This window comes from Sandarakinorhabdus rubra (assembly GCF_010994245.1).
GTDB lineage: Bacteria > Pseudomonadota > Alphaproteobacteria > Sphingomonadales > Sphingomonadaceae > Sandarakinorhabdus > Sandarakinorhabdus rubra.
Genome location: NZ_WMHO01000002.1, coordinates 1 through 24,181, shown reverse-complemented (window position 1 = coordinate 24,181; position 24,181 = coordinate 1). Strand labels below are relative to the sequence as shown.

Below are 24,181 nucleotides of genomic sequence, written 5' to 3'. Positions count from 1 at the left end.
TCGCTCTCCCGTGTCTGTGCCGTCCCGCTATGGCCGCCGGTGCAGCCGGTCAAGCCACTCTCGCCACGGCCAAGTGTCACGTTGCAAGCGGCACTGGCCCTGCTAAAGCCGGCCCATGCCCACTGCTCAAGATCGCATCCGCAATTTCTCGATCATCGCCCATATCGATCATGGGAAATCCACGCTGGCCGACCGGCTGATCCAGACCACCGGCGGGCTGCAGCTGCGCGAGATGTCCGAGCAGGTGCTCGACAACATGGACATCGAGAAGGAGCGCGGCATCACCATCAAGGCGCAGACCGTGCGCCTCGATTACCGGGCGCGCGACGGCCTCGATTATGTCCTCAACCTGATGGACACGCCGGGCCACGTGGACTTCGCCTATGAAGTATCGCGCAGCCTCGCCGCCTGCGAAGGCGCGCTGCTGGTGGTGGACGCAGCCCAGGGCGTCGAGGCGCAGACCCTGGCCAACGTCTACCAGTCCATCGAGCATGACCACGAGATCGTGCCGGTGATCAACAAGATCGACCTGCCCTCGGCCGAGCCCGAGAAGGTGCGGAAGGAGATTGAGGACATCATCGGCCTCGATGCCTCCAACGCCGTGCTGGCCAGCGCCAAGTCCGGCATCGGCATCACCGAGGTGCTGGAAGCCATCGTCACCCGTATCCCGCCGCCCAAGGGCGACCCGGAAAAGCCGCTGAAGGCGATGCTGGTGGACTCGTGGTACGACCCCTACTTGGGCGTCGTCGTGCTGGTGCGCATCATCGACGGCACCATCAGGAAGGGCCAGCAGATCAAGTTCATGGCCGCCGACTCCATCCACTTGGTGGACCGCGTCGGCGCCTTCCGCCCCAAGATCGAGCAGTTCACCGAACTCGGCCCCGGGGAAGTCGGCTTCATCACCGCCCAGATCAAGGAAGTTGCCCAGGCCCGCGTGGGGGACACGATCACCGACGCCAAGCGCCCCGCCAACGAGGCCCTGCCCGGCTTCAAGGAGGTGCAGCCGGTGGTGTTCTGCGGCCTGTTCCCCACCGACGCCGCCGACTTTGAAAAGCTGCGCGATTCGATCGCCAAGCTGCGCCTGAACGATGCCAGCTTCTCCTACGAGATGGAGACCAGCGCCGCCCTCGGCTTCGGCTTCCGCTGCGGCTTCCTCGGCCTCCTCCACCTCGAGATCATCCAGGAACGCCTGAGCCGCGAATATGATCTCGACCTGATCACCACGGCGCCCTCGGTCGTCTACAACATCCTGATGCGCGACGGCTCGATCAAGGAGCTGCACAACCCGGCCGACATGCCGGACCCATCGAGCATCGAGCAGATCGACGAGCCGTGGATCGAAGCCACAATCTACGTGCCGGACGAATATCTCGGCTCCATCCTGAAACTCTGCCAGGACCGGCGCGGCATCCAGAAGAACCTCACCTACGTCGGCGGCCGCGCCCAGGTGGTGTACGAGCTGCCACTCAACGAAGTGGTGTTCGATTTCTACGACCGCCTGAAATCCATCTCACGCGGCTACGCCAGCTTCGATTACCACCAGATCGGCCACCGCGAGGGCGACCTGGTGAAAATGTCGATCATGGTGAACTCCGAACCCGTGGACGCCCTCTCCATGATCGTCCACCGCAGCGCCGCCGAAGCGCGCGGCCGCCACATGTGCGAACGGATGAAAGACCTCATCCCCCGCCACCTCTTCAAGATCCCCATCCAGGCCGCCATCGGCGGCAAGGTGATCGCCCGCGAAACCATCGCCGCCCTGCGCAAGGACGTCACCGCCAAATGCTACGGCGGCGACGCCACCCGCAAACGCAAACTTCTGGAAAAACAGAAGGAAGGCAAGAAGCGGATGCGCCAATACGGGAATGTGGACATCCCGCAGGAGGCGTTCATCGCAGCGCTGCGGATGGGGGATGACAATTGAGGGGTTTCAGGAAGTAGGAGGCCTCCGGCGGGCAGGGTCGCAGACCCTGCACCAATTTGTTTTCAGGCAGCCCTCCACCCCTGCACGTCACCCCGGACTTGATCCGGGGTCCAGCTTTCGTCTTCTCATAAACTGATGTCGTCTTGATCAACGCCATAACTGTGGCAGGCTGCGGCCCTCAATTCGTTCGAGGCTGGCATGCGCAAGACGTGGCGGGACGCCGTTTGGGAAGCTGTTCAACGCCAGTCACGCAAGAATGCGGCATTCACCCGTCAGCAATTGATTGATCGCGAGCTCGACACCATCACGAAGGAGGTCGGCAGCGAAGGCGCGACTCCGGCGCAGACCCTCAGCCGCATCCTGCAGGAACTTCGCGACGACAGCGTGCTGATCTTTGACGGCGGCGGACGCTATCGCGTGTCCGCTGGCCTTGCCGGCGTCGATGTCGAAACAGCAGTCGCGACCGAGGTTCAGCGACTGCAAAACTGCCGGGTTGGCCAAAGCAGCTTCCGCCGCAGGCTGGAAGCGCGCTGGAACGCAGCGTGTCCGATGACGGGCATTGGCGACCGCGCGCTGCTGCGCGCATCGCACGTGGTGCCTTGGAACCGTTGTGAAAGCGCCGAGGAGCGGGGCTCAGTCGACAATGGCTTGCTGTTGTCGGCGCTATGGGACGCCGCATTCGACCGGGGCCTCGTGGCATTTGACGACGATGGCACCGCGATGTTCGCCGCGCGCATCGAACCGCGCTCCGAGCACGCCTTGCGACAAGCGGAACGACTTGCGCTGCCCTTACTCACCGCCCCCTTGCGGGAACGATTGGGCCGGCATCGCATGCTTCACGCGACGATGGGACTTCGCCGCGCCCTTTAATCAAACTGTTGATTATGATCCTTTTTTGATCAATTCATGGTCATGAACTTTGTCTGCCATGACGAGATTCCAGCAGGAATGGAGCTGAAAAGCATCATCCTGGTGGATGATGCCGACTGGCAAGTCGGCATTCCACTCTCGATCTGGGCGTCCGTCTGGTGGGGGCGTCAGACCGAATGGTGCACCCGGCATGATATCGCATCATTCGAAAGCTATGACCGTCAGGGCCAGCTGATCGTATTTCGCAAAGCCGGTCCGGCCTTTGGCGAAAGCCAATCATGGCAATTGCACCCGGCAACGGGTGAGTTCCGCGACCAGCATAATCGCCGCGCCAGTTGGCGCGGCTTTCTGCAACGCCACCCGGAACTGGCTGGGCGGTTGATGGCAGCCTTTGCGCTGCGGTTGACGGGTGAAAGGTAGCTGGACCCCGGATCAAGTCCGGGGTGACGGGTTGGGGGCGTGTCTCTCGACAGGCTTGGGACGACCGGAAGGCCGGTGGCCGCCCGAAAACGAACGGGTGCAGGGACTGCGTCCCTGCCCGCCGGAGGGCCCTCTACCTTACTTCCGCTCAAATACCACCGTCCCCCGGAACAGCGTCATGTCCGCCTTCATGTCCTTGATCTGGTCGGTCGGCACCCCAGCGGGGTCGCGGTCCCACACAGCGATGTCGGCGGCTTTGCCCACGGCGAGGGTGCCGGTACTGTCGGCGAGGATGAGGGGGGCGGCCCAGGCGGTGTAGCTTTTGAGCGCGGTGGGCACGTCCACGGCTTCGGCGGTGCCGAAGGGGGTCTTGCCCCAGGTGGCGCCCGAAGTTTCGCGGGCGACCGAGGCCCACAGGCCATAGCGGGCGGGGAACGGGGTGACGCCGCTGTCGGAGCCGCCGCCCCAGAGGATGCCGTTCTTCACGTAGGTGGCGTAGGGGTTGAGGCGCTGGCTGCGGGCGGGGCCGAGGTTTGCGGCGTAGATGTCGCCGATCCACCACGCAAACGTCCCCTGGGTTTCGGGATAGCCGGAGCGGTAGTCGCGCTGCAGCGCCTTCATGGTGGCGATGGCGTGATCGGTGGGGGTGTTGGTGTGGATGATGGAGAGGCGCAAGTCCTTCACCGGGTGGGCCTTGAGGGCGTCGGCATAGCCGTCCACCACCCAGTCGATGGCACGGTCTCCGATGGCGTGGGTGCCGATGCCGATGTCGGCATTGATGAACATGGCGATCATCTGGCGATATTCGTTGGGCTCGATCTGCGGATAGCCGCTGTTGCCCTTGGCGATTTCGGTGCGGTGGTGGTTCCAGTCCTCATACATCCAGGCGGTGGGGGCGGCGCCGCTGCCGTCCATGAAGAGTTTGACGCCGCAGACGGAGAGCGACGAAGCCGGCACGGCGGCGATCTCGGCCTTGGCGCGGCGGATTTCGGCCAGCGCCTTGGTGGCTGTGGCCATGCTGCGCCCGCCGGAGAACAGCACGCAGGCATTGACCGGGAAGTTCCCGGCCTTGACGAGGCCGAGATAGGCCTCCCAGTCCTCGCGGCCGATGCTCGGGTCCTTGAAGCCGGTCATGCCTTCTTCGTGCAGGCGGCGGATCATGTGGGACAGCGCGGCCTGGCGCTGCGCCACCGTGGGTTCGGGGATCAGCCTGGTGACAAGCTCCTGCGCGGTTTCCTTCAGCACGCCGGCGGGGCGGCCATCGGGCAATTTCTCGATCGTGCCGGCGGTGGGGGTGGGCGTGGCGGCGGTGACGCCGGCCAGTTTCAGCGCCATGCCGTTGGCAACGCCATAATGGCCGGTGGTGTTCTCCAGCCAGACCGGATTGTCGGGAGAGACGGCGTCAAGCTCGGCGGCGGTGGGGTAGCGGCCGTCGGCGAACTTGCCCTCGTCCCAGCCGACGCCCAGCACCCACTCGCCCTTGGGCGTGGTGGCGACCCGGGCCTTCACGGCGGCAACCATCTCCTCCACCGAACGCGCGCCGCCCAGCCTGATCTGGTTCAGCTCGCCCAGGCCGGTCGAGAGGATATGCGCGTGGGTGTCTATCAGGCCGGGCGTGGCAGCGCGGCCCTTGAGGTCGATGATGCGGGTGCTGGGCCCGGCGAGCTTGGCGATCTCGGCATCGCTGCCCAGGGCGACGACCTTGCCGCCGCTGATGGCCAGCGCCTGGACCACGCTGCCCTTGTCATCGGCGGTGTGGATGCGACCGTGGAGCAGCAGCGTGTCAGGCGGCGCCGCCGCCGCCGTGCCAGCCAGCAGAACTGCGGCCATCGCCGCCAGAGTTGTGCGCTTCATGTGTCCCTGCCCCCTTGTTTGCGCACAGTCTGGCGCAGCGGCGGGCCGGGTCAAGCAGCGCTTAGAGGTAGCGACGTGAAATTGCCGTCAGGTCGTCCGCCAGCTCATAGACCATCGGCTGGCCGGTGGGGATTTCCTCGTGGACGATCTCGTCGTCCGACAGGCCGGAGAGATGCTTGACCAGCGCGCGCAGGCTGTTGCCGTGGGCGGCGATGATGACGCGCTTGCCGGCCTTGAGTTCGGGCGCGATGGCCTGTTCCCAATAGGGGAGGACGCGGGCGATCGTGTCCTTCAGGCTTTCGGTGGCGGGCACCTGCACGCCTTCGTAGCGGCGGTCGCCGGAAAGATCGAAGGGAGAGCCGGGTTCCAGGGGCGGCGGCGGCACATCGAAGCTGCGGCGCCAGATCTTCACCTGGTCCTCGCCATATTTCGCTGCCGTATCGGCCTTGTTGAGGCCGGTGAGGCCGCCATAGTGGCGTTCGTTGAGGTGCCAGTTCTTGACGACCGGGATCCAGACGCGGTCCATAGCGGCGAGCGCGAGGTTGAGGGTCTTGATGGCGCGGCTTTGCACGCTGGTGAAGCCGATGTCGAAGTCCAGCCCGGCCTCCTTCATGCGGCGGCCGGCGTCCAGGGCCTCGGCAGTGCCCTTTTCGGTCAGGCCGACGTCCCACCAGCCGGTGAAGCGGTTTTCGAGGTTCCACTGGCTCTGGCCGTGGCGGAGGAGGACAAGCGTTGGCATGGCCGCGGCTTTAGCAGGCGCCGCCGGCGATTCCAGCCCCCTCTTGGGCCAGCCCCCCTTACAGGTTGTAGGCGCGCTCCCCGTGCTCGGCGAGGTCAAGGCCCTCGCGCTCGGCTTCGGTGGTGACCCTGAGGCCGGTGACAGCGCGGGCGATGAACAGCGCGATCAGCGTGCCGACGGTGGACCACGCGATGGTGGCGCAGACCGCGGCGATCTGCACGCCCAGTTGCGCCGCCATGTCATAATCGGCGGCGCCCTGCCCGCCCAGCGCGGGCGCATAGACGATGGCGGTGCCGATAGCGCCTACGATGCCGCCGACGCCGTGAATGCCGAAGGCGTCGAGCGAATCGTCATATTTCAGCTTGGGGCGGATGATGGCCACCGCGACATAGCAGGCCAGCGCCGTGACGGCGCCGAGCAGAATGGCGCCCAGCGGACCCGCATGGCCGGCCGCCGGCGTGACCGCCACCAGCCCCGACACGATGCCGGAGGCCAGGCCCAGCGCCGAGGGCTTGTGGCCGAACAGGCGTTCGGCGGCCAGCCAGGCCAGGCCGGCAGCAGCGGTGGCGACGAAGGTGTTGATCATGGCGAGCGCCGCCGAGCCGTTGGCTTCCAATGCCGAGCCGGCGTTGAACCCAAACCAGCCCACCCACAGGAGGCCGGTGCCAACCAGCGTGAGGGTCAGGCTGTGCGGGGCCATCGAATCTTTCATGTAACCGAGCCGCTTGCCGGCGACGATGGCGGCAACCAGCGCGGCGACGCCTGCATTGATGTGCACCACCGTGCCGCCGGCAAAATCCAGCGCGCCCATGGTGAAGAACAGGCCGGAGGACGCCCACACCATGTGGGCGATGGGCAGATAGACGATCGGCATCCACACCAGTGCGAACACCATCAGGGCAGAGAATTTCACGCGCTCGACAATGCCGCCAAGCACGATCGACAGGGTGATGGCGGCAAAGGTCATCTGGAAGCAGATGAAGACATATTCGGGGATCACCACGCCCTTGGTGAAGGTGGCGGCCGTGCTGGCCGGCGTGATGCCGGCGAGGAACATGCGGTCAAGCCCGGCGATGAACGGCGTGAACGGCGCCGGCGCGTCGGGGCCAAAGGCCAGGCTGTAGCCGCACACCACCCAGATGAGCATGGCGAGGCATGTGGCCGCGCCGATCTGCGTCAACACGCTCAGCATGTTCTTGGTGCGCACCAGCCCACCATAGAACAGCTGCAGGCCGGGCAGGATCATCATCAGCACCAGCAGGGTGGAGACCATCATCCAGGCGGTGTCGCCCTTGTCGGCCACCGGGGCGGCCTGCTGGGCGGCATCCTGCGCGAACGCGGCAGCCGGCAGCAGCACAGCGCCCGCCACCCCGGCACGGCGCAGCCCATCAAAGAGCGGTTTCATCCAGTTCCCCTGTGCGGATGCGGACGGCCTGGCCGATGCTGGTCACGAACAGCTTGCCGTCGCCGGGATTGCCGGTCTGCGCGGCCAGCGCGATGGCTTCGGCGATGCGCTGCATGTCCGCATCCTCCACCACCACCTCGATCTTCAACTTGGGCACCAGGTTCAGATCATATTCGGCGCCACGATATTGCTCGGTCTGGCCGCGCTGGCGGCCAAAGCCTCGCACTTCCGACACGGTCATGCCCTGCACACCGCCCTGCATCAACGCCTCTCGAACCTGTTCCAGCCTGAACGGCTTTATGATCGCCGTGATCAGCTTCATCGCCTCTTCCATCCCCCCGATATGACCGGCATTCCTGCCAAAGGGCGGTGCAACGCGACATAAGGCGTTTGCCCGGTGCGGGCCAGTCAGCCCCCCACAATAGAGCCAGTGTCAGTCCGCCGGGGTCAGCGCTGCGCGCGCCCGCAACGCGTCGGCATCGGTCACCATCAGGCGGATGCCGGAGACACCGGGGCCGATGAGGCTGGCAATGCCGGCATCGAACAGCACCGCCTCGATCCCGGCCGCCTCCAGCCGGGCCCGGGCGATGGCGGCTTCCACGGGCGAAAACAGGGTTTCGATGCAGACCAGAGACACAGGCTGAGGCGGTCAATCGTACGGCAGCACGGCCGGCGGGATCGCCGGCAGGCCATCGATGGAGCGGGTGCGCTCCTGGTACTTGGCCAGGCGCTCGGCGGGATCGTCCTGCACGAAATATTTGCGCAGCGTCTGGCGCTCCTCCACGAGGCTCATCTTCGGCACCGCCCAGCCGCAGCTGGTCTGGGTGCTGTCCACGCTGATGTGGAAGATCTGGCGAACGCCCCGCTCGATGGTGAAATGGCTTGCCAGCGCCGCCCACCCGGCATCCTGCGGCAGCACCGCCCGGCCGCGGCCATAGATGCGATAGATCAAGGGCGGCTGGTCGAAAGCGCAGAACATGATGGTGATGCGGCCATCGGCAGCCAGGTGCGCGTGGGTCTCGTTGCCGCTGCCGCCGAAATCGAGATAGGCGCAAGACTGCCCGCCATCGAGCACACGGAAACTGTCCATGCCCTTGGGGCTGAGGTTGATGCGCGCGTCGGCGGCAGCCGTGGCGACGAAGAACAGCGGCTGGCGGGCAATGAAGGCGGCGTGTTCGGGCGTGATCCGATCAAAGAATTCCGACATCGCGGCTTCTCCTCCTCAGGCGGCCGTGCCGCCCACCGTCAGCCCCTCGACCAGCAGGGTGGGCTGGCCAACCCCGGCCGGAACGCTCTGCCCGGCCTTGCCGCAGATGCCGACGCCTTCGTCGAGCGCCAGATCGTTGCCGATGGCCTTCACCCGGGTCAGCACGTCCGGCCCGTTGCCGATCAGCGTGGCCCCCTTCAGCGGGCGACCCAGCCGGCCATTCTCGATCTCATAGGCCTCGGTGCAGGAAAACACGAACTTGCCCGAAGTGATGTCCACCTGGCCGCCCCCGAAGCTCTTGGCATAGATGCCCTTCTTCACGCCGGAAAGGATGGTGCCGGGGTCTTCGCTGCCGCCCAGCATGAAGGTGTTGGTCATGCGCGGCATCGGCGCGTGCGCGAAGCTCTGGCGGCGGCCGTTGCCGGTGGGCGCCACACCCATCAGCCGGGCGTTCAACCGATCCTGCATGTAGCCCTTCAGGATCCCGTCCTCGATCAGCACGGTGCGGCCCGTCGGCGTGCCTTCATCGTCCACCGTCAGGCTGCCGCGGCGCTGGTCCATGCTGCCATCATCCACCACCGTCACGCCCGGCGCTGCCACACGCTCGCCGATGCGCCCTGAAAAGGCGCTGGTGCCCTTGCGGTTGAAATCGCCTTCGAGGCCATGGCCGATGGCTTCGTGCAGCAGGATGCCCGGCCAGCCTGGGCCGAGCACCACGGTCATCTCGCCGGCCGGCGTATCCACCGCCTCCAGATTGACCAGCGCCTGCGCCAGCGCGATGTCGATGGCGCCCTGCCACGCCGCCTCCTCGAACAGACCGTCATAGAGATAGCGCCCGCCCAGCCCGTGGAAGCCCGTTTCGCGGCGGCCATTCTTCTCGGTCACCACCTGCACATTGAGCCGCACCAGCGGCCGCACATCGCGCACCCGGGTGCCGTCCCCGCGCAATATCTCCACCACGCTCCAGCTGCCGAGCAGGCTGGCCGAGACCTGCACCACCCTTGGATCGCGGGCGCGGGCGGCGGCGTCGATCCTCTGCATCAGCGCCACCTTGGCAGCGAATTCGACACCGGTCAGCGGGTTCTGGTCGGTGTAGCGGCGCGCGTTGGTGGGCAGCGGCGGCAACGACAGCACCCCGCCATGGCCGTCGCGCACCTGGCCGATGGTGTCGGCGGCCCGCGCAATGGCGGCTTGCGACAGGTCGTTGGCGTGGGCATAGGCGGTCATCTCGCCCGCGACGCCGCGCAGGCCGAAGCCCTTCTGCGTGTCGAAGCTGGCGGATTTCAGCCGGCCATCATCGAAGGCAAAACTCTCCGACACGGCATATTGCAGATAGAGCTCGCCATCATCGCAGCCGCTCAGCGCATCAGCCACCTGGGCGACGGTGCGATCGGGATCGAGGCCGGTATCGGCATAGAAGAGCTGGGTGGCGTCGGGGTGCGCGGTCATGCCCCCAGATATGGCCTGCCGCAACGCAAAGGGAAAGGGGCGCTGCTGCGTTCAGAAGGCGCAGGTGAGCAGCCAGCGTTCATTCTGGCGATCAAAGCTGATGCGGCTGCAGCGGTCGAGCACGTCGCGGCCGATCAGGATCCACGGGTCGCGACCGCGCCGCTGGCGCTTGCGGTCGGCCGAGACGGTTATCGTGTCCTCGTCGTCGGTTTCGGTCGAGGTCCCCTTGGCTGCGGCATCGATGGCGCGTGCCTCGGCTTCGGAGACGCGCACGCCAGCCTCAATCAACGGCAGGCCGAGGATATTGGCACCGGGGCGCGGCGCCAGCTTCTGCCAGGGCAGCGCCACGCCGGGGAACGGCCGCCAATAATCGATGCTGTTGACGCGTCGCACCAGGCCGGCGTTGATCAGCGCGGCGCCGGCCCGGGCGTTCATCACCGTGGCCGGGCTGTTCAGCTCCAGGCTGACATCGATGTCCTCGCCGCCGATCCGGGTCTTGATGCCAGTCTCGCCTGTGCCCTTCTTCTTCAGGATCAGCGTTCTGGCACCGGGCAGCGGATCGCGCAGGATCACGTCCACCCGATCCGCCTTCAGCGCACCGATGGTCAATATGCCATCGGCATCGCTGGCGATCGGCCGGTTCACCCAGACGGCCGGCAGCTTGCGTTCGGGCAGGCCGCGCGGCTGGATGGTGGCCAGGTTGAAGCGGAAGGTCGCCTCCCCGCCGGGGATCATGGCGTTGCGGAAGGTGCGCTTGCCGAAGAAGGGAAAAGGCTTCAGCCCGGCCCGCGCTGCCGGCGGTTCGTTGAGGATGAGCGCGGTGTCGAACGACAGCGCGATGCGGATGTTGAGATCGGCCTTCTTCACCCTGACCGGCAAATAGGGGTTGCCGTTGGCGGCCACGGTAAGGGTGAGCAGCGGCGGCGGCTTGGCGGCCATTGCCGGTGCCGCAGCCAGCAGCACCGCCAGGAGCGCGGCCCTCATCGCCGGTCTGCCGGGCCGCCCGCCAGGATGAAGCGCCGGTCGCAATAGCCGCAATCGGCAAAGCCGCTGGCACCCAGCTGAATCCACACGCGCGGGTGGCCGTCACCCCCGCGCTCGTCGCCGTCGCAATAGACCCGCGCCGTATCGGTCACATAGGTTTCAGGTGGCGGCAGGGCGAGGGAGCGGGGCACGGACATGGGTTCTTCCTACCAGCGCGGCCGGGCCAAGTCACGCTGCCCATTGGGGCAGCGCCCGCCACCATGTCGCAGGGACTGCAATCATTCTGTCATGCCAGCGCCATGGAATTGCAATGAATTGCCGCCATTTGGCGCATGCCGCAGCGCACAAGAACCGCTGCCCGACACACAACAAGGGGATCATCACCATGCGCCGTTTCCTGCTGCTGGCCAATGCCAGCCTGATCGCCGGCCTGTGCGCCGCGATCCCGGCCGCCGCCGCCGAAGCCGCTGCTGCCACCGCCGAAGCCGCCGCCGAGCAGCAGCCAGTGAGTGCCGGCGAGGAACTGGGCGAGGAGATCGTCGTCACCGCCCAGAAGACCGAGCAGAAGCTGAAGGACGTGCCGATCACGGTGACCGCCTACACGGGCCGCACGCTGCGCGAGATCGGTGTCACCCAATTCGACCAGCTGGCCGCCTTTGTCCCCGGCCTCAACGTGCAGGAACAGAGCCCCAACAACCCCGGTTTCGTGATCCGCGGCATCACCTCGGACAGCGGCTCGTCGCAGGGCTCGCCGGCGGTGACCGTCTATCTGAACGGCGTCGACGTCTCGCGGTCGCGCGGCTCCTATTTCGACCTGTATGACCTTGAGCGCACCGAAGTGGTGAAGGGCCCGCAGTCCACCCTGTTCGGCACCGCCGCTGCGGTCGGCGTCGTCTCGATCATCACGGCCAAGCCGCGCCCCGGCCTGTCGGGCGAACTGCGCGTGGGCTATGGCAATTTCAACCAGCGCCGCATCGATGGCCACATCAACATCGGCAACGACACGCTGGCGCTGCGCGTTGCCGGCGCGGTCAAGCTGCGCGACGGCGTGGTGGAGAATATCGCCGGCCGCCCCGGCTCGCAGACCCCCAATGGCCCGCGCATCGACGATCTCAACGGCCAGGGCCAGTATGGCGCCCGCGTCTCGCTGCGCTACACCCCCAATGCCGACGTCACGGTCGATCTGGTCGGCACCTATGACGGCCAGCGCGCGCCCGGCACCGCGTTTACCTCGCGCACCTTCGCGCCGACCGGCGGCACCACCAACAGCTACACCTTCAAGGAAATCTCGGGCTCGCCGTTTAGCAAGCGCGATCTCGGCCTCGACCAGCCGGGCCTCGAGCGCAACGTCTATGACCTGAACCTCACCGCCAGCTACAAGATCGACGATGCCTGGAGCGTCACCACGGTCGCCGGCTATCGCAACTTCGACAGCCTGGAAGTGTTCGACGCGGACGGCACCCAGGCCTGGTATCTGGAATTCGCCGAGGACGCGCGCGGTGAGCAGATCAGCGCCGAAGCCCGCGTGAACTACACCAGCGACACGGTGCGGGCCTTTGCCGGCGCCAACTATTTCTGGGAAACCGGCTTCCAGCGCGTGCCATTCAGCACCGAGGAAGGCATCTTCGCCCAGTGCACGCTGCGTGTGGTGTCCGGCCTCGGCTGCATCAACAACACGACCGGCGTGGTGGAAGCCGCGCAGGCAACCGCACTCCTGACCGGCGGCCTGTTCACCTCGCTGCCCTATGCCTCGGAACAGTTCAGGAATTCGGCCACCATCGACACGTTCAGCCTGTTCGCGGACGTGACGATCATCCCGGTGCCGCGCCTTGAATTCAACATCGGCGGCCGCTGGCTGACCGAGAACCGGCAGAGCGGCTTCTCCAGCCGCATCCCCAACAGCGTGCTGACCGGTGCGCCCTTCTTCGGCGGGCCGAGCACCAATGGCGCGGTGTTCACCGCCGCCCGGCGCTTTGACGCCTTCCTGCCGCGCGCCAACATCCTGTTCCGCGCCACCGACAACATCAACCTCTATGCCACGTATTCGCGTGGCCGCCGCTCGCCGGTGCTGCAGTTGACGGCGCAGACGGTCGCTGGCCAGGTGGTGCCCAGCATCCGCGAGTTCCCGGCCGAGATCGTTGACAATTTCGAAGGCGGCATCAAGGGCAGCTTTGGCGGCGTGAACTTCGGCATTGGTGCCTACATCCTGAAATACAAGGATTTCCAGATCACGGTGCCGGGCGTGCCGCCGCGCATCGAGAATGCGGACGCCACCAACAAGGGCATCGAGGCCGAGATCACCGCCGCCGTGTCGCCCTATGTCAGCCTGTTCGCCAACGGCGCCTATATCGACGCGAAGGTGAACAATGACGCGCGCTTCGGCAATTTCGCCAACGATCGCTTCCGCCTGCAGTCGCGCTGGCAGGGCGCCATCGGCGGCACCTTCCGCATCCCCGTGATCGATGGGCTCGAAACCTTCTTCACCCCCACCATCACCCACCGGTCGAGCATCTTCTTCGAGCTGCCCAACAACCCGGTGACCAGCCAGGGCCCGGTGACGCTGGCCAACCTGCGCGCCGGCGTGCGCGATCCGGACGCCAAGTGGGAGGTGATCGGCTTCGTCAACAACCTGTTCGACCAGGAATATCTGCTGGACGCCGGCAACACCGGCGGCGCCTTCGGCATCCCCACCTTCATCCGCGGCCTGCCGCAGCTGTTCGGGGTTGAGGCGGTGGTGAGGTTCTAAGCGCAGCGTGGCGCGTGGATAGCGCGAAGCGCTATCCACCGACTCACGCAAGCTCGGCCGGCGACCAAAAAGGGCGGCCCCCACAGGCCGCCCTTTTCGTGCGTCGTCCGACGGCGCGGCTTTGCCGCGAAGCCCTTTCTTTCTTCCTTCTTGCTGCCCCGTCTGCCCGCTCTGCGACCCCCTCCCCGCTTGCCCCTCCCCGCCCACGGGTCTATCCCGTCCCCATGTCCGCGCCCGCCATCAGCCTTGCCGGCCTCACCAAGACCTATGCCGGCGGCAAGCAGGCCTTGAAGGGGATCGATCTCGATATCCCGCGCGGCTCCATCTTCGGCCTGCTGGGCCCCAACGGCGCCGGCAAATCGACCACCATCAACATCCTGGCCGGCCTGGTGAACAAGACCGGCGGCCGCGCCAGCATCTGGGGCTTCGACATCGACGAGCATCCCAGGAACGCCAAGGCCAGCATCGGTATCGTGCCGCAGGAGCTGGTGTTCGATGCCTTCTTCACCCCGTTCGAGACGCTGGAGCTGCAGGCTGGGCTGTTCGGCGTGCCCAAGGCCGAACGCCGCACCATGGAGCTGTTGAAGGCGGTGCGGTTGGACGACAAGGCGCATGTCTATTCGCGCACCTTGTCGGGCGGCATGAAGCGCCGGCTGCTGGTGGCCAAGGCGCTGGTCCACAATCCCCCTGTGCTGGTGCTGGATGAACCCACCGCCGGGGTGGACATCGAACTCAGGCAATTGCTGTGGGATTATGTGGCGGAGCTGAACCGCGCCGGCACCACCATCGTGCTGACCACCCATTATCTGGAAGAAGCCGAAAGCCTGTGCGACCGCATCGCCATCATCAACCATGGCATGGTGGTGGCCAACGATGCCACCCACAAGCTGCTGGGCGCGATGGGCGACAAGGTGCTGGAAGTGGTGGTGGACCGTGATCTGGCCGCGGTGCCGCCCGGCCTGTCGGGCTGCAAGGCGGTGGAGTTGAAGGGCGCGCGCACCCTCGTCATCACCTATGACAAGCGCCACAACAATGCCGGCGCCGTGCTGGCCATGGTCGCCGGCGCCGGGCTGGGCGTGGTGGATGTCTCCACGCGCGAGGCCGATCTGGAAGACGTGTTCCTGGAGCTGACCAGTGGCGCAAAAACCGCATCTGCCGCCTGAGCCCCGAGCTTTTGACGCGATCGTCATCGGCTCCGGCGCGGCCGGGCTGACCGCGGCATTGAACCTTGCTGCCCATGGCCGGGTGGCCGTGCTGGCCAAGGGCGATCTCGCCGCCGGCTCCACCGCCTGGGCGCAGGGTGGGATCGCCGCCGTGCTGGATGCCGGCGACACGGTCGAAGCGCACGTGGAAGACACGATGGTGGCCGGCGCCGGCCTGAACCACCGCGCCACGGTGGAATTTGTCGCGGCCAATGCCTCGGGCGCGATCGATCGGCTGGCGGCGCTGGGCGTGCCGTTCAACCCTGGCGAGACAGTATCGGAACGCTGGCACCTCACCCGCGAGGGCGGCCACAGCCACCGCCGCATCGTCCATGTCGATGATGCCACCGGCTGGGCGGTGGCGCAGGCGCTGATCAAGGCGGCGCAGGCGCATCCCAACATCACGCTGGTGCCGCACATGGCAGCGATCGACCTGATCACCCATCGCCATGTCGTGGGCACGCGATTTCCGCAGCGGCGCTGCCACGGGGTCTATGCGCTCGACACGGCCGTTGCCACCGGGCGGCGCCGCGTGGTGGCCTTTACCGCGCCCGCCACCGTGCTGGCCACCGGCGGGGCCTCCCGCGTCTATCTCTATTCCACCAATCCCGATGGCGCGACCGGCGATGGCATCGCCATGGCCTGGCGCGCCGGCTGCCGGGTGTCGAACATGGAATTCAACCAGTTCCACCCGACCTGCCTGTACCACCCCAAGGTGCGCAACTTCCTGATCACCGAAGCCGCACGCGGCGAGGGCGGCCACCTGAAGCTGCCCGACGGCACGCGCTTCATGGCGCGCTATGACGAGCGGCTGGAACTGGCCCCACGTGACGTGGTGGCGCGCGCCATCGATGCCGAGATGAAGCGGCTGGGTCTTGATCATGTCGATCTCGATCTGACCCACCTCGGGGCCGATTTCGTGCGTGGCCATTTTCCCACCATCCACGCCCGGCTTCTGGAGCTGGGCATCGACTGCACGGTGCAGCCCATCCCGGTGGTGCCGGCGGCGCACTACAGCTGCGGGGGCGTGATGGTGGACCTGAAGGGCCGCACGGATCTCGCCGGCCTGTGGGCGGCCGGCGAGGTAACGCAGAGCGGCCTGCACGGCGCCAACCGACTGGCGTCAAACTCGCTGCTGGAATGCCTGGTGTTCGGTCAGGCCGTGGCCGACGACATTGCCACAACAGGCCGAGCCGAACCGCCGCCCGAGATCCGCCCGTGGGACGAAAGCCGCGTCACCGACAGCGACGAGGAGGTGGTGATCGCCCACAATTGGGACGAGCTGCGGCGCACCATGTGGGACTATGTGGGCATCGTACGCACCGACAAAAGGCTGGAACGCGCCGCCCACCGGGTCAAGACGCTGCGCAAGGAAGTCCAGGATTATTACGGCAATTTCCGGGTGACCGCCGACCTGATCGAGCTGCGCAATCTGGTGACGGTGGCCGATCTGATCGTGCGCTCGGCGCGGGGGCGTCGCGAGAGCCGCGGCCTCCATTACAGCACCGATCATCCGCACATGGCCAATGTCGCGGTCGACAGCGTGCTCGATCCCATGCAGGGCCGCGAGCCGGGCTGACGCCAGTTCAGCCCTTTAGCCCTTTTGGGTCAGGCGGCGATGGAGCTGATCGGCGGTTCGGCGTTGGCGTCGCCAAAAAGCAGGCCCTGTGCCTGGTCGCAGCCCATCTGGAACAGGACATTGCGCTGCGCCTGGGTCTCGACGCCTTCCGCCACCACCTGCTTGCCGAGGCTGTGCGCCAGATCGATGATCGCCTTCACGATATGCTGGCTGCTGGACGATTCCAGCAGCTTGCCGACAAAGCTGCGATCGATCTTGACGATGTTGGCTGGCACGTCACGCAGTTGCAGCAGGCTGGCATGGCCGGTGCCGAAATCATCCAGCGCCACGTTCACCCCGGCATCGCGCAGACATTCCAGGCACTCGATCAAGGTGCCGCCCAGCCCGGACATCACCACCGTTTCGGTGACCTGCACCACCAGCGCTGACGGCGGCACGCGGTGGCGCGCCAGTTCATCGAGGATGGAGACCGCCGCCGCCGTGCCCTGGAGCTGGCCGCTGACCAGCTTCACCGCCATGGTGAGATCGGGCCGGCGGGCGCGCACTGACGCTGCCTTGGCAAGCGCCTCGCTGAGGATCATGTGCTGGAGCGCCGGCAGCAGCGTCGACTCCTTCATTACCTCGGGGAAATCCTGCGGCTTCAGGAGACCATGTTCGGGATGCTCCCAGCGCAGCAGCCCCTCGTGGCCGACCAGACGGCCATCGAGGCGCAGTACCGGCTGATAATGCAGGCGGAACTGGCCGGCCGTGATGCCGATGCGGGCATCGGACAGCAGGCGGCTGCGCGCCGAGGCCTCGTCGGCCATCGAGGCATCATAGCTGCGCCAGCAGCCGCGCCCGGCCGCCTTGGCGCGATAGAGCGCGAGATCGGCCTGCTTGTGGATACGGGCGAGCGGTGTCGTGCGATCCTCGACGCTGGCATGGCCGGCACAGATGGAGATGACCAGGTCATGCCCGCCGTGGCGCAGCGGCACGCCGGCCGACAGGGCGATCATCTGGCGTACCGCCGGCAGCCGGTTGCGGGCCTGGCCTTCCAGCACGATCACGAATTCATCGCCGCCAACGCGGGCAATCAGCCCCTGCGGCCCGGCCGCCGCCGCCAGCCGTTCGGCGACCGCCACGATCAGCGCATCGCCGGCATCATGGCCCGCCATGTCGTTGGTCTGCTTCAGATAGTCGATATCGACCGCGATCACGTCGAGCCCGCCGCGGCGCATGGCGCTCTGATCGAGCAGGCTCTGGAACAGGGCGCGGTTGCCCAGGCCCGTGAGGGGATCGGTAGTGGCGACACGGCGCAGCGTCTGCCGCTCGATCTCGGCCGAATCGGCATCGCGGCGCAGCTGGCGGAAGCGATCGGCAATGGCGAGGCTGAGGATCAGGGACTGCCAGCCCAGCGCCGCAAAGCCGGCCAGATCGACCGCGTCATCCTGCGGCAGCAGCGCGAAATTCCTGAGGATGCGCACCCCCAGCATGGCCAGCGCCGGCGCCCAGCCGACCAGATAGACCCACACGGTGCGGCTGCCCCGCAGGGCCGCGAAGGTGGCGCCGGCCAGCAGGGTGGCGGTGACGATGAGGATGGCAATGTTGAACAGGCGGTCGCCCAGCGATGCCGGGAACAGCATGTCGAAAGCGGCGACAACCGAAGCCAGCGCCACCAGCACGCCAGCCATCTGGCCGTAATCAACCAATCGCGGCGGCAGCGTCTCCCGCTCGATCAGCGCGAAGAAGAAGGCGGCGCCGGACAGCACGAGCAGGCCGATCAGCACATAGGCCGTGCGCGCCGAGGCCGGCCCGGCGAGGAACGGAAACAGATAGAGCAGCGCCCCTGACCAGACCAGAAGATAGGCCAACGCACTGGCCAGCCACACCACATACCAGTTCTGGAACGAGGTCTTCAGCCAGGTCAGCAGGAACATGTTGTAGATGATGGCGGCAATCAGCACGCCGGTGATCAGGGCGACCAGCACGATCCAGCGCACCATGTGGCGATCATGCGCCGCGGCATCCATGGCCTCCACGCGGCGCATCAGCCGGGGGGAATCCATGTCGCGATAGCCCAGCCTGATGCCGGTCACCTCGGCGCCGGCCACCGGCACGGAAAACAGCAGATTGTTGCCCAGCGACCAGTTGCGGCCGAGCTCGAACTCGCCGCGCCGGATCACCGTGCGGGTGCCGCCGTGATCGATCTGCACTTCGATGGCGGAAAAGCGGGTATTGTCCACCAGCAGCAGCCAGCCTGCCGGCAGCCGCGCCAGACCGCGCGTGGGCGTCACCTCGATCCAGGTCCAGTGCCTTGCCTCGGCCGCGGTGGCCCGCGCCGGACAGCGCTGGGCGGCGCAATCGACGGTCTGGAAATCCAGCCGCAGGCCCTGCGTGGAGGGCGCCTGGGTGGAGGCAGCCGGTGCAGGGGCAGCCTGGGCGAAGGCGGCCTGCGCGAACAGGGTGAAGATCACGACCAAAAGCAGCGCCATCACCCGCGCAGGGGATAGGGCCCAGCCCTTGCGGGCCAGCCTTGGCTGCTCCCGCCTTGGCGCTGTTGCTTCCATACTCACTCGCAACTCGTCTCGAAACCGACAATAGCGTGGCGGCATTGAGAAAAGGTTAGCGTTACCCGACGCTTGTCAACCGCCGCGAAAGTAAGGAACTCGCAAACTATTGGCTAGTCAGGCCCATGAAATTGGGGCCATATTGGTTGTATTCAAGGCCGTACCCCGCGCGGTCACCCCATCATCTCGCGCACATCGGTCAGCCGGCCGGTCACCGCCGCAGCCGCCGCCATTGCCGGCGACAGCAGATGGGTGCGCGCACCCGGCCCCTGCCGCCCGACGAAGTTGCGGTTGGAGGTGGAGGCGCAGCGTTCGCCGGCTGGCACCTGATCGGGGTTCATGCCCAGGCACATCGAACAACCCGGTTCCCGCCATTCGAACCCGGCTTCGATGAAGATGCGGTCCAGCCCTTCTGATTCGGCCTGGCGCTTGACGAGGCCGGAGCCCGGCACCACCAGCGCCTGGCGCACGCCTGGGGCCACCCGGCGGCCCTTCAGAACGGCGGCGGCAATGCGCAGGTCCTCGATGCGGCTGTTGGTGCAGCTGCCGATGAAGATATTCTCCACGGCCACGTCCTGCATCCGGGTACCGGGAGTGAGGCCCATGTAATCCAGGCTCTTGGCCGCCGCGGCCCGCTTGGAGGCGTCGGCAAAGCTGTCGGGATCGGGCACGGTGCCGGTGATGGCCACCACGTCTTCGGGGCTGGTGCCCCAGGTGACGAGCGGGGCAATGGCGCTGCCGTCGATCTCGATCACCTTGTCGTAGGTCGCGCCCGGATCGGTCTTCAACGTCTGCCACCAGGCCAGCGCCTGGTCCCAGGCGGCGCCGGTGGGCGCGCGCGGCCGGCCCTTCACATAGGCAAAGGTCTTCTCGTCAGGCGCGATCAGGCCAGCGCGGGCCCCGGCCTCGATCGCCATGTTGCACAGCGTCATGCGCCCTTCCATGGAGAGCGCCTCGATCACCGGGCCGGTATATTCGATCACATGGCCGGCGCCGCCGCCCGAACCCAGCGCGCCGCAAACGGCCAGCGCCACGTCTTTGGCCGAGACGGAAAAGCCGAGGCTGCCGGTGACCCGCACTTCCATCGCCTTCGACTGCCGCAACAGCAGCGTCTGGGTGGCGAACACATGCTCCACCTCCGACGTGCCGATGCCGAAGGCCAGCGCCCCGAAGGCGCCGTGCGTGGCGGTGTGGCTGTCGCCGCACACCATGGTGACGCCGGGCAGGGTGAAGCCCTGCTCCGGGCCGATGACATGGACAATGCCCTGTTCCGGCGCATCGATGCTGTAGAGCTCCACACCGAAATCGGCGCAGTTCTTCACCAGCGCCTCCAGCTGCGCCTTCGACATCGGATCGGTGATCGGCAGGCGGCGATCCGTGGTGGGAACATTGTGATCGGGCACGGCGAGCGTGAGATCGGGGCGGCGCAGCCGACGGCCGGCCAGCCGCAACGCCTCGAACGCCTGCGGGGTGGTGACCTCGTGGATCAGGTGGCGATCGATGAAGATGAGCGCGGTGCCGTCGTCCAGCGTCGAGACGACGTGATCATCCCAGATCTTCTGGTAGAGGGTGCGGGGGGTGCTGGTCATGGGCTGCGCCTTTGCCAAGCGCGGTGAGCAAAATCCAGCGGCAAATGCCCTTCAGGCCCGCGCGATGGCCGCCAGTTCCGCCAGCAGCGTGTCCACGTCAGCGCTGTTGTTGTAGTGGGTGAAGCCCACCCGCACCGCGCCGCGGGTCCGAAGGCCCAGCACGCCGGCCGGCTCCCAGGCGTAATAATATCCATTCCAGGCATAGATGTTCTGCGCTGCCAGCGTCCCTGCGATGCTGTCGGCGCTGTGCCCGGCGAGCTCGAAGGTGAAGGTCGCCACGCGCTCGTGCAGGCGGTTGGGATTGGCGATGCCATGCAATGTCACGCCGCGGATGCCAGTCAGGCCCGACAGGAATTGCCGCGCCAGATCAAGCTCGTGGGCCTGGGCCGCAGCCATGCCGGCCGCCAGTCGCTGGCGCAGCGGTGCGTCTGCCGCCACTGCACCGGCCGCCTCCCCCAGCCAGGCCAGATGATCGATGGCCGCTGCCGTGCCGGCCATGGCCTCGAAACTGGGTGTGCCGGGCGACAGTCGGGTGGGCATCACATCGGCCGAGGGACGCACCTTCAGGGGCGGGATGATCGACTGCAGCCGCTTCGAAATGAACAGGATCGCGGCGTGCGGCCCGAAGAACTTGTAGGCCGATGCCGCCATCAGGTCGCAGCCGATGGCGGCCACGTCGAGCAACAGGTGCGGGGCAGACTGTACGGCGTCGACAATGCTGACCGCCCCAACGGTCCGCGCCGCGGCGCACACGGCGGCGACATCGTTGATGGTGCCAAGGAAATTGCTGGCATGCCCCACGGCCACGGCGCGGGTACGGGCATCAATGAGATCGGGCAGCGTGTCGAGCTTCAGCGCGAAGGTCTCGCGGTCCCATTCGAGGAAGCGCACCTCCACCCCGCGCGCCGCGGCCGCCTGCAGCCAGGGCGAGACATTGGCATCATGGTCCATGCGGGTGAGGAGGATATTGTCGCCGGCCCGCCAGTCGTGCGCGATCAGCGGCGCCATCTGGAAGAACAGGCTGGTGGTGTTCAGCCCGAAGATCACCTCATCCTCGGCGCAATTGAAGAAGGCGGCGGCGCTGGCGATCGCTGCTTCGGCAATGGCCCCAGCAGCCCGCGACGTGCGGAACAGCCCGCCATCGTTGGCGCACGCCCTGATCATGGCGTGGGACATGGCCTCCACCACGCGGCCGGCCACCTGAGTGCCGGCCGGCGCATCAAGGTAGACGCGCGGGCGCCCCTCATCGGCAAGCGCCAGGGCCGGAAAGGCGGCGCGGACGGTCTCGATCGGCAACGGCATGGCTGGTCCCCTTCTCGGGGGACGTTACTGGCCCAGCGCGTCGACGGCGGCAAGCACGGCGCTGGCCGGCGGCCGGTTGCGGTAATTTTCCTCCATCAGCCGGGCGCGGATCACACCCTTGGCATCGATGACATAGATGGCCGGGCGCGGCACGCCGTTGGCCCGGTTGCCCGGCGGATAGGCCGGATCGCGCAACTGCCAGCCATCGATCACCTTCGACTGCGGGTCGGAGAGCAGCGGCCAGCCCACGTTGCGCTCGGCCGCGAACTTCGCCAGCACCGGCACAGCATCGTAGGAGAGGCCGACGAGCGTGTAGCCGCGCGCCGCCAGCGGGGCGGCGGCCTCGGCGTTCATGGCGATCAGCTGCGCCTTGCAATAGGGGCACCATTCGGCTGACCGGAAAAACATCAGCACCGTGCCCTTCTTGCCCGCCAGCTGCTTCAGCGTGCGGGCCTTGCCGCTGATGTCGGTGCCGGCCACGGCGGGGGCCCTTTCGCCCACGGCCGGGATGGCGGCGGCAGGTGCCGCGACAAGGACAAGGGCGGCAATGAGGGGAGCTGAGCGCATGGGGAGTCCTTCGCTGGAGGCCTGCCCAAAGGTTACACGCCGCTCACTCCTCGTCCAGCAGCGGCAGTTGCACCTGGCCCGCCGGGGCCACCAGGCCCAGATGCGTCCAGGCCGGGCCGGTGAGCATGCGGCCGCGCGCGGTGCGGGCCACGAGGCCCTGCTGGATCAGGAAAGGTTCGATCACGTCTTCCAGCGTGTCGCGCGGCTCCGACAGGCCGGCGGCCAGCGTTTCGATCCCCACTGGCCCGCCGCGATAAATGTCGGCGATCATCATCAGGTACCGCCGGTCCATGGCATCCAGGCCGAGCCGGTCCACTTCGAGGCGGGAGAGCGACTGGTCGGCCAGCCGCGCATCCACCGCCTTGTCGCCGGCAAAATCGCGTACGCGGCGCAGCAGCCGCCCCGCGATGCGCGGCGTGCCGCGCGCGCGCCCGGCAATCTCGCGCGCGCCATCCGGCGTGAGCGCCAGGCCGAGCAGCGCGGCAGCGCGTGTGACGACCTGCTCAAGCTCGTCGACCGAGTAGAAATTGAGTCGCAGTGGGATGCCGAAGCGGTCACGCAATGGCGTCGTCAGCAGGCCGGCGCGGGTGGTGGCGCCGACCAGCGTGAACGGCGGCAGATCGATGCGCACGCTGCGCGCCGAGGGGCCCTCGCCGATCATGATGTCGAGCACCCGGTCTTCCATCGCCGGATAGAGGATTTCCTCCACCGCCGGGGACAGGCGGTGGATCTCGTCGATGAACAGCACGTCCTGCGGTTCAAGATTGGTGAGCAGCGCGGCGAGATCGCCGGCCTTGGCAATCACCGGGCCTGATGTGGCGCGGAAGCCCACGCCCAGCTCGCGCGCGACGATCTGGGCCAGCGTCGTCTTGCCCAGGCCGGGCGGGCCGTGCAGCAGCACATGGTCCATCGCCTCGCCGCGACCGCGGGCGGCAGCGATGAACACCGAAAGATTGTCGCGCAGCGCCTGCTGGCCGATGAATTCGTCCAGCCCCTTGGGCCGCAGCGCGGCGTCGATGTCGTCCGGGCGACGCTGCGGGGAGAGATCGGCGGTCATGTAACGAGCATGTCCTTAGCGTGCGCTCTTCTTCAGCGCCACGCGCACCACGTCATTTAGGGCCGCGCCCTCGCCCAGTTCAGCCAGCGCCTCCGAGACGGCGCGGCTGGCGTCCATGGGCCGGAAGCCCAGCGCGGCCAGCGCCGCCATGGCATCATCGGCAAGGCGGTTGCCGGCCTGTACCGGCAACGGCGCCCCGGCCGACAGGGCGACCGCGCCCAGCTTGCCCTTCAGCTCGTTGGCAATGCGCGCGGCGAGCTTGGGCCCCACGCCGTTCGCGCGCGCCAGTGATGCCGCATCCCCGGCTGCCACGGCGTGAGCGATCTGATCTGGGGTGAGCACCGACAGGATGTTCAATGCCACCCGCCCGCCGACGCCCTGCACCGTGGTCAGCGCCCGGAAGGCGGCAAGCTCGCTTTCGGTCGGGCAGCCGAACAGGGTGATGGCATCTTCGCGCACCTGCGTCTCGATATGGAGCGCGATGGGCTGCCCGACCGAAAGGGCCGACAGCGTGCGGGTGGAGGCCTGCACCAGATAGCCGACGCCGTTCACGTCCACCACCAGCGCATCGGCCGACACGCTGTCCACCAGCCCCTTCAGGCGCGCAATCATGCGAGCCCCTTTCGCGCGCTGGCGCCCAGGTGCGCGTGGGCGATCGCAACGGCCAAGGCATCGGCGGCGTCGGCGCCGGCCACCGCCACGCCGGGCAGCAGCCGCTCCACCATCGCCTGCACCTGCGGC

The 24,181-nt window shown here is 67.1% G+C and carries 22 protein-coding genes; 6 read left to right on the top strand and 16 right to left on the bottom strand.

Going from position 1 to position 24,181, the window contains the following annotated elements; translation table 11 throughout:
* Nucleotides 1-115: 115 nt before the first annotated feature.
* From lepA to GJV64_RS00360, 3 genes are all read left to right on the top strand, one after another.
* A complete protein-coding gene (lepA, locus tag GJV64_RS00370; RefSeq protein ID WP_164155317.1) occupies nt 116-1,924 on the top strand; it encodes a translation elongation factor 4 in 1,809 nt (602 codons plus the stop codon).
* A gap of 198 nt (nt 1,925-2,122) precedes the next feature.
* Nucleotides 2,123-2,794, top strand: coding sequence for an HNH endonuclease (locus tag GJV64_RS00365; RefSeq protein ID WP_164155316.1), 672 nt, complete (start codon nt 2,123-2,125; stop codon nt 2,792-2,794).
* Nucleotides 2,795-2,830: 36 nt separating this feature from the next.
* Nucleotides 2,831-3,214, top strand: coding sequence for a hypothetical protein (locus GJV64_RS00360; protein WP_164155315.1), 384 nt, complete (start codon nt 2,831-2,833; stop codon nt 3,212-3,214).
* A 138-nt stretch (nt 3,215-3,352) separates the two neighbouring features.
* Here the strand turns inward: GJV64_RS00360 and GJV64_RS00355 are convergent, their stop codons facing one another.
* The 9 genes from GJV64_RS00355 to GJV64_RS00315 all read right to left on the bottom strand — a co-directional run bounded on the left by GJV64_RS00355 (nt 3,353) and on the right by GJV64_RS00315 (nt 11,049).
* A complete protein-coding gene (locus GJV64_RS00355) occupies nt 3,353-5,068 on the bottom strand; it encodes an amidohydrolase (protein WP_164155314.1) in 1,716 nt (571 codons plus the stop codon).
* Nucleotides 5,069-5,129: 61 nt separating this feature from the next.
* A complete protein-coding gene (gene gpmA, locus GJV64_RS00350; RefSeq protein WP_164155313.1) occupies nt 5,130-5,807 on the bottom strand; it encodes a 2,3-diphosphoglycerate-dependent phosphoglycerate mutase in 678 nt (225 codons plus the stop codon).
* A 58-nt stretch (nt 5,808-5,865) separates the two neighbouring features.
* On the bottom strand, nt 5,866-7,212 hold the full coding sequence (locus GJV64_RS00345) for an ammonium transporter (protein WP_164155312.1): 1,347 nt from the start codon (nt 7,210-7,212) through the stop codon (nt 5,866-5,868).
* Complete coding sequence (locus GJV64_RS00340; RefSeq protein ID WP_164155311.1) at nt 7,196-7,534, bottom strand: P-II family nitrogen regulator; 339 nt, start codon at nt 7,532-7,534, stop codon at nt 7,196-7,198. Before GJV64_RS00340 ends, GJV64_RS00345 begins: the two co-directional genes overlap by 17 nt.
* A 111-nt stretch (nt 7,535-7,645) precedes the next feature.
* The gene (locus tag GJV64_RS00335; protein ID WP_164155310.1) at nt 7,646-7,849 is read right to left on the bottom strand and encodes a putative signal transducing protein; all 204 of its coding nucleotides are present in this window, start codon (nt 7,847-7,849) and stop codon (nt 7,646-7,648) included.
* Nucleotides 7,850-7,861: 12 nt separating this feature from the next.
* Complete coding sequence (locus tag GJV64_RS00330; RefSeq protein ID WP_164155309.1) at nt 7,862-8,419, bottom strand: pyridoxamine 5'-phosphate oxidase family protein; 558 nt, start codon at nt 8,417-8,419, stop codon at nt 7,862-7,864.
* 15 nt (nt 8,420-8,434) lie between these two features.
* The gene (tldD, locus tag GJV64_RS00325; RefSeq protein ID WP_164155308.1) at nt 8,435-9,868 is read right to left on the bottom strand and encodes a metalloprotease TldD; all 1,434 of its coding nucleotides are present in this window, start codon (nt 9,866-9,868) and stop codon (nt 8,435-8,437) included.
* A gap of 51 nt (nt 9,869-9,919) precedes the next feature.
* Entirely contained in the window at nt 9,920-10,852 is a 933-nt protein-coding gene (locus GJV64_RS00320; RefSeq protein ID WP_164155307.1) for a hypothetical protein, read from the bottom strand.
* Nucleotides 10,849-11,049, bottom strand: coding sequence for a zinc-finger domain-containing protein (locus GJV64_RS00315; protein ID WP_164155306.1), 201 nt, complete (start codon nt 11,047-11,049; stop codon nt 10,849-10,851). The genes GJV64_RS00320 and GJV64_RS00315 overlap by 4 nt, the downstream gene beginning before the upstream one ends.
* A 188-nt stretch (nt 11,050-11,237) precedes the next feature.
* Here GJV64_RS00315 and GJV64_RS00310 point away from each other — a divergent pair, with 188 nt between their 5' ends.
* The 3 genes from GJV64_RS00310 (at nt 11,238) to nadB (ending at nt 16,379) form a co-directional block, all read left to right on the top strand.
* Entirely contained in the window at nt 11,238-13,598 is a 2,361-nt protein-coding gene (locus tag GJV64_RS00310; protein ID WP_164155305.1) for a TonB-dependent receptor, read from the top strand.
* A gap of 224 nt (nt 13,599-13,822) precedes the next feature.
* Nucleotides 13,823-14,761: an ABC transporter ATP-binding protein gene (locus GJV64_RS00305; protein WP_164155304.1), complete on the top strand. Its 939-nt coding sequence runs from the start codon at nt 13,823-13,825 to the stop codon at nt 14,759-14,761.
* On the top strand, nt 14,733-16,379 hold the full coding sequence (gene nadB, locus GJV64_RS00300; RefSeq protein WP_235927524.1) for an L-aspartate oxidase: 1,647 nt from the start codon (nt 14,733-14,735) through the stop codon (nt 16,377-16,379). Before GJV64_RS00305 ends, nadB begins: the two co-directional genes overlap by 29 nt.
* A 29-nt stretch (nt 16,380-16,408) precedes the next feature.
* Here the strand turns inward: nadB and GJV64_RS00295 are convergent, their stop codons facing one another.
* The 7 genes from GJV64_RS00295 to GJV64_RS00265 form a co-directional block, all read right to left on the bottom strand.
* A complete protein-coding gene (locus GJV64_RS00295; RefSeq protein WP_164155303.1) occupies nt 16,409-18,850 on the bottom strand; it encodes a putative bifunctional diguanylate cyclase/phosphodiesterase in 2,442 nt (813 codons plus the stop codon).
* Between the two features lie 248 nt (nt 18,851-19,098).
* A complete protein-coding gene (gene leuC, locus GJV64_RS00290) occupies nt 19,099-20,514 on the bottom strand; it encodes a 3-isopropylmalate dehydratase large subunit (RefSeq protein ID WP_164155302.1) in 1,416 nt (471 codons plus the stop codon).
* 51 nt (nt 20,515-20,565) lie between these two features.
* Nucleotides 20,566-21,816, bottom strand: coding sequence for a cysteine desulfurase-like protein (locus tag GJV64_RS00285; RefSeq protein WP_164155301.1), 1,251 nt, complete (start codon nt 21,814-21,816; stop codon nt 20,566-20,568).
* Nucleotides 21,817-21,840: 24 nt separating this feature from the next.
* Nucleotides 21,841-22,383 (bottom strand): peroxiredoxin family protein, encoded by a 543-nt coding sequence (locus GJV64_RS00280; RefSeq protein WP_164155300.1) that lies wholly within the window; start codon nt 22,381-22,383, stop codon nt 21,841-21,843.
* A 43-nt stretch (nt 22,384-22,426) separates the two neighbouring features.
* Nucleotides 22,427-23,440, bottom strand: a complete 1,014-nt coding sequence (gene ruvB / locus GJV64_RS00275) for a Holliday junction branch migration DNA helicase RuvB (RefSeq protein WP_164155299.1) — start codon at nt 23,438-23,440, stop codon at nt 22,427-22,429.
* A gap of 15 nt (nt 23,441-23,455) precedes the next feature.
* The gene (gene ruvA / locus GJV64_RS00270; protein ID WP_164155298.1) at nt 23,456-24,052 is read right to left on the bottom strand and encodes a Holliday junction branch migration protein RuvA; all 597 of its coding nucleotides are present in this window, start codon (nt 24,050-24,052) and stop codon (nt 23,456-23,458) included.
* Nucleotides 24,049-24,181: crossover junction endodeoxyribonuclease RuvC (locus tag GJV64_RS00265; RefSeq protein ID WP_205599470.1), on the bottom strand; the 133-nt coding region annotated here is incomplete at its 5' end. The genes ruvA and GJV64_RS00265, both read right to left, overlap by 4 nt.

Coding starts and splice junctions, on each gene's coding strand:
- lepA (WP_164155317.1), top strand. CDS start 116: ATGCCCACTGCTCAAGATCGCATCCGCAATTTCTCGATCATCGCCCAT.
- GJV64_RS00365 (WP_164155316.1), top strand. CDS start 2,123: ATGCGCAAGACGTGGCGGGACGCCGTTTGGGAAGCTGTTCAACGCCAG.
- GJV64_RS00360 (WP_164155315.1), top strand. CDS start 2,831: ATGGTCATGAACTTTGTCTGCCATGACGAGATTCCAGCAGGAATGGAG.
- GJV64_RS00355 (WP_164155314.1), bottom strand. CDS start 5,068: ATGAAGCGCACAACTCTGGCGGCGATGGCCGCAGTTCTGCTGGCTGGC.
- gpmA (WP_164155313.1), bottom strand. CDS start 5,807: ATGCCAACGCTTGTCCTCCTCCGCCACGGCCAGAGCCAGTGGAACCTC.
- GJV64_RS00345 (WP_164155312.1), bottom strand. CDS start 7,212: ATGAAACCGCTCTTTGATGGGCTGCGCCGTGCCGGGGTGGCGGGCGCT.
- GJV64_RS00340 (WP_164155311.1), bottom strand. CDS start 7,534: ATGAAGCTGATCACGGCGATCATAAAGCCGTTCAGGCTGGAACAGGTT.
- GJV64_RS00330 (WP_164155309.1), bottom strand. CDS start 8,419: ATGTCGGAATTCTTTGATCGGATCACGCCCGAACACGCCGCCTTCATT.
- tldD (WP_164155308.1), bottom strand. CDS start 9,868: ATGACCGCGCACCCCGACGCCACCCAGCTCTTCTATGCCGATACCGGC.
- GJV64_RS00320 (WP_164155307.1), bottom strand. CDS start 10,852: ATGAGGGCCGCGCTCCTGGCGGTGCTGCTGGCTGCGGCACCGGCAATG.
- GJV64_RS00315 (WP_164155306.1), bottom strand. CDS start 11,049: ATGTCCGTGCCCCGCTCCCTCGCCCTGCCGCCACCTGAAACCTATGTG.
- GJV64_RS00310 (WP_164155305.1), top strand. CDS start 11,238: ATGCGCCGTTTCCTGCTGCTGGCCAATGCCAGCCTGATCGCCGGCCTG.
- GJV64_RS00305 (WP_164155304.1), top strand. CDS start 13,823: ATGTCCGCGCCCGCCATCAGCCTTGCCGGCCTCACCAAGACCTATGCC.
- GJV64_RS00295 (WP_164155303.1), bottom strand. CDS start 18,850: ATGGCGCTGCTTTTGGTCGTGATCTTCACCCTGTTCGCGCAGGCCGCC.
- leuC (WP_164155302.1), bottom strand. CDS start 20,514: ATGACCAGCACCCCCCGCACCCTCTACCAGAAGATCTGGGATGATCAC.
- GJV64_RS00285 (WP_164155301.1), bottom strand. CDS start 21,816: ATGCCGTTGCCGATCGAGACCGTCCGCGCCGCCTTTCCGGCCCTGGCG.
- GJV64_RS00280 (WP_164155300.1), bottom strand. CDS start 22,383: ATGCGCTCAGCTCCCCTCATTGCCGCCCTTGTCCTTGTCGCGGCACCT.
- ruvB (WP_164155299.1), bottom strand. CDS start 23,440: ATGACCGCCGATCTCTCCCCGCAGCGTCGCCCGGACGACATCGACGCC.
- ruvA (WP_164155298.1), bottom strand. CDS start 24,052: ATGATTGCGCGCCTGAAGGGGCTGGTGGACAGCGTGTCGGCCGATGCG.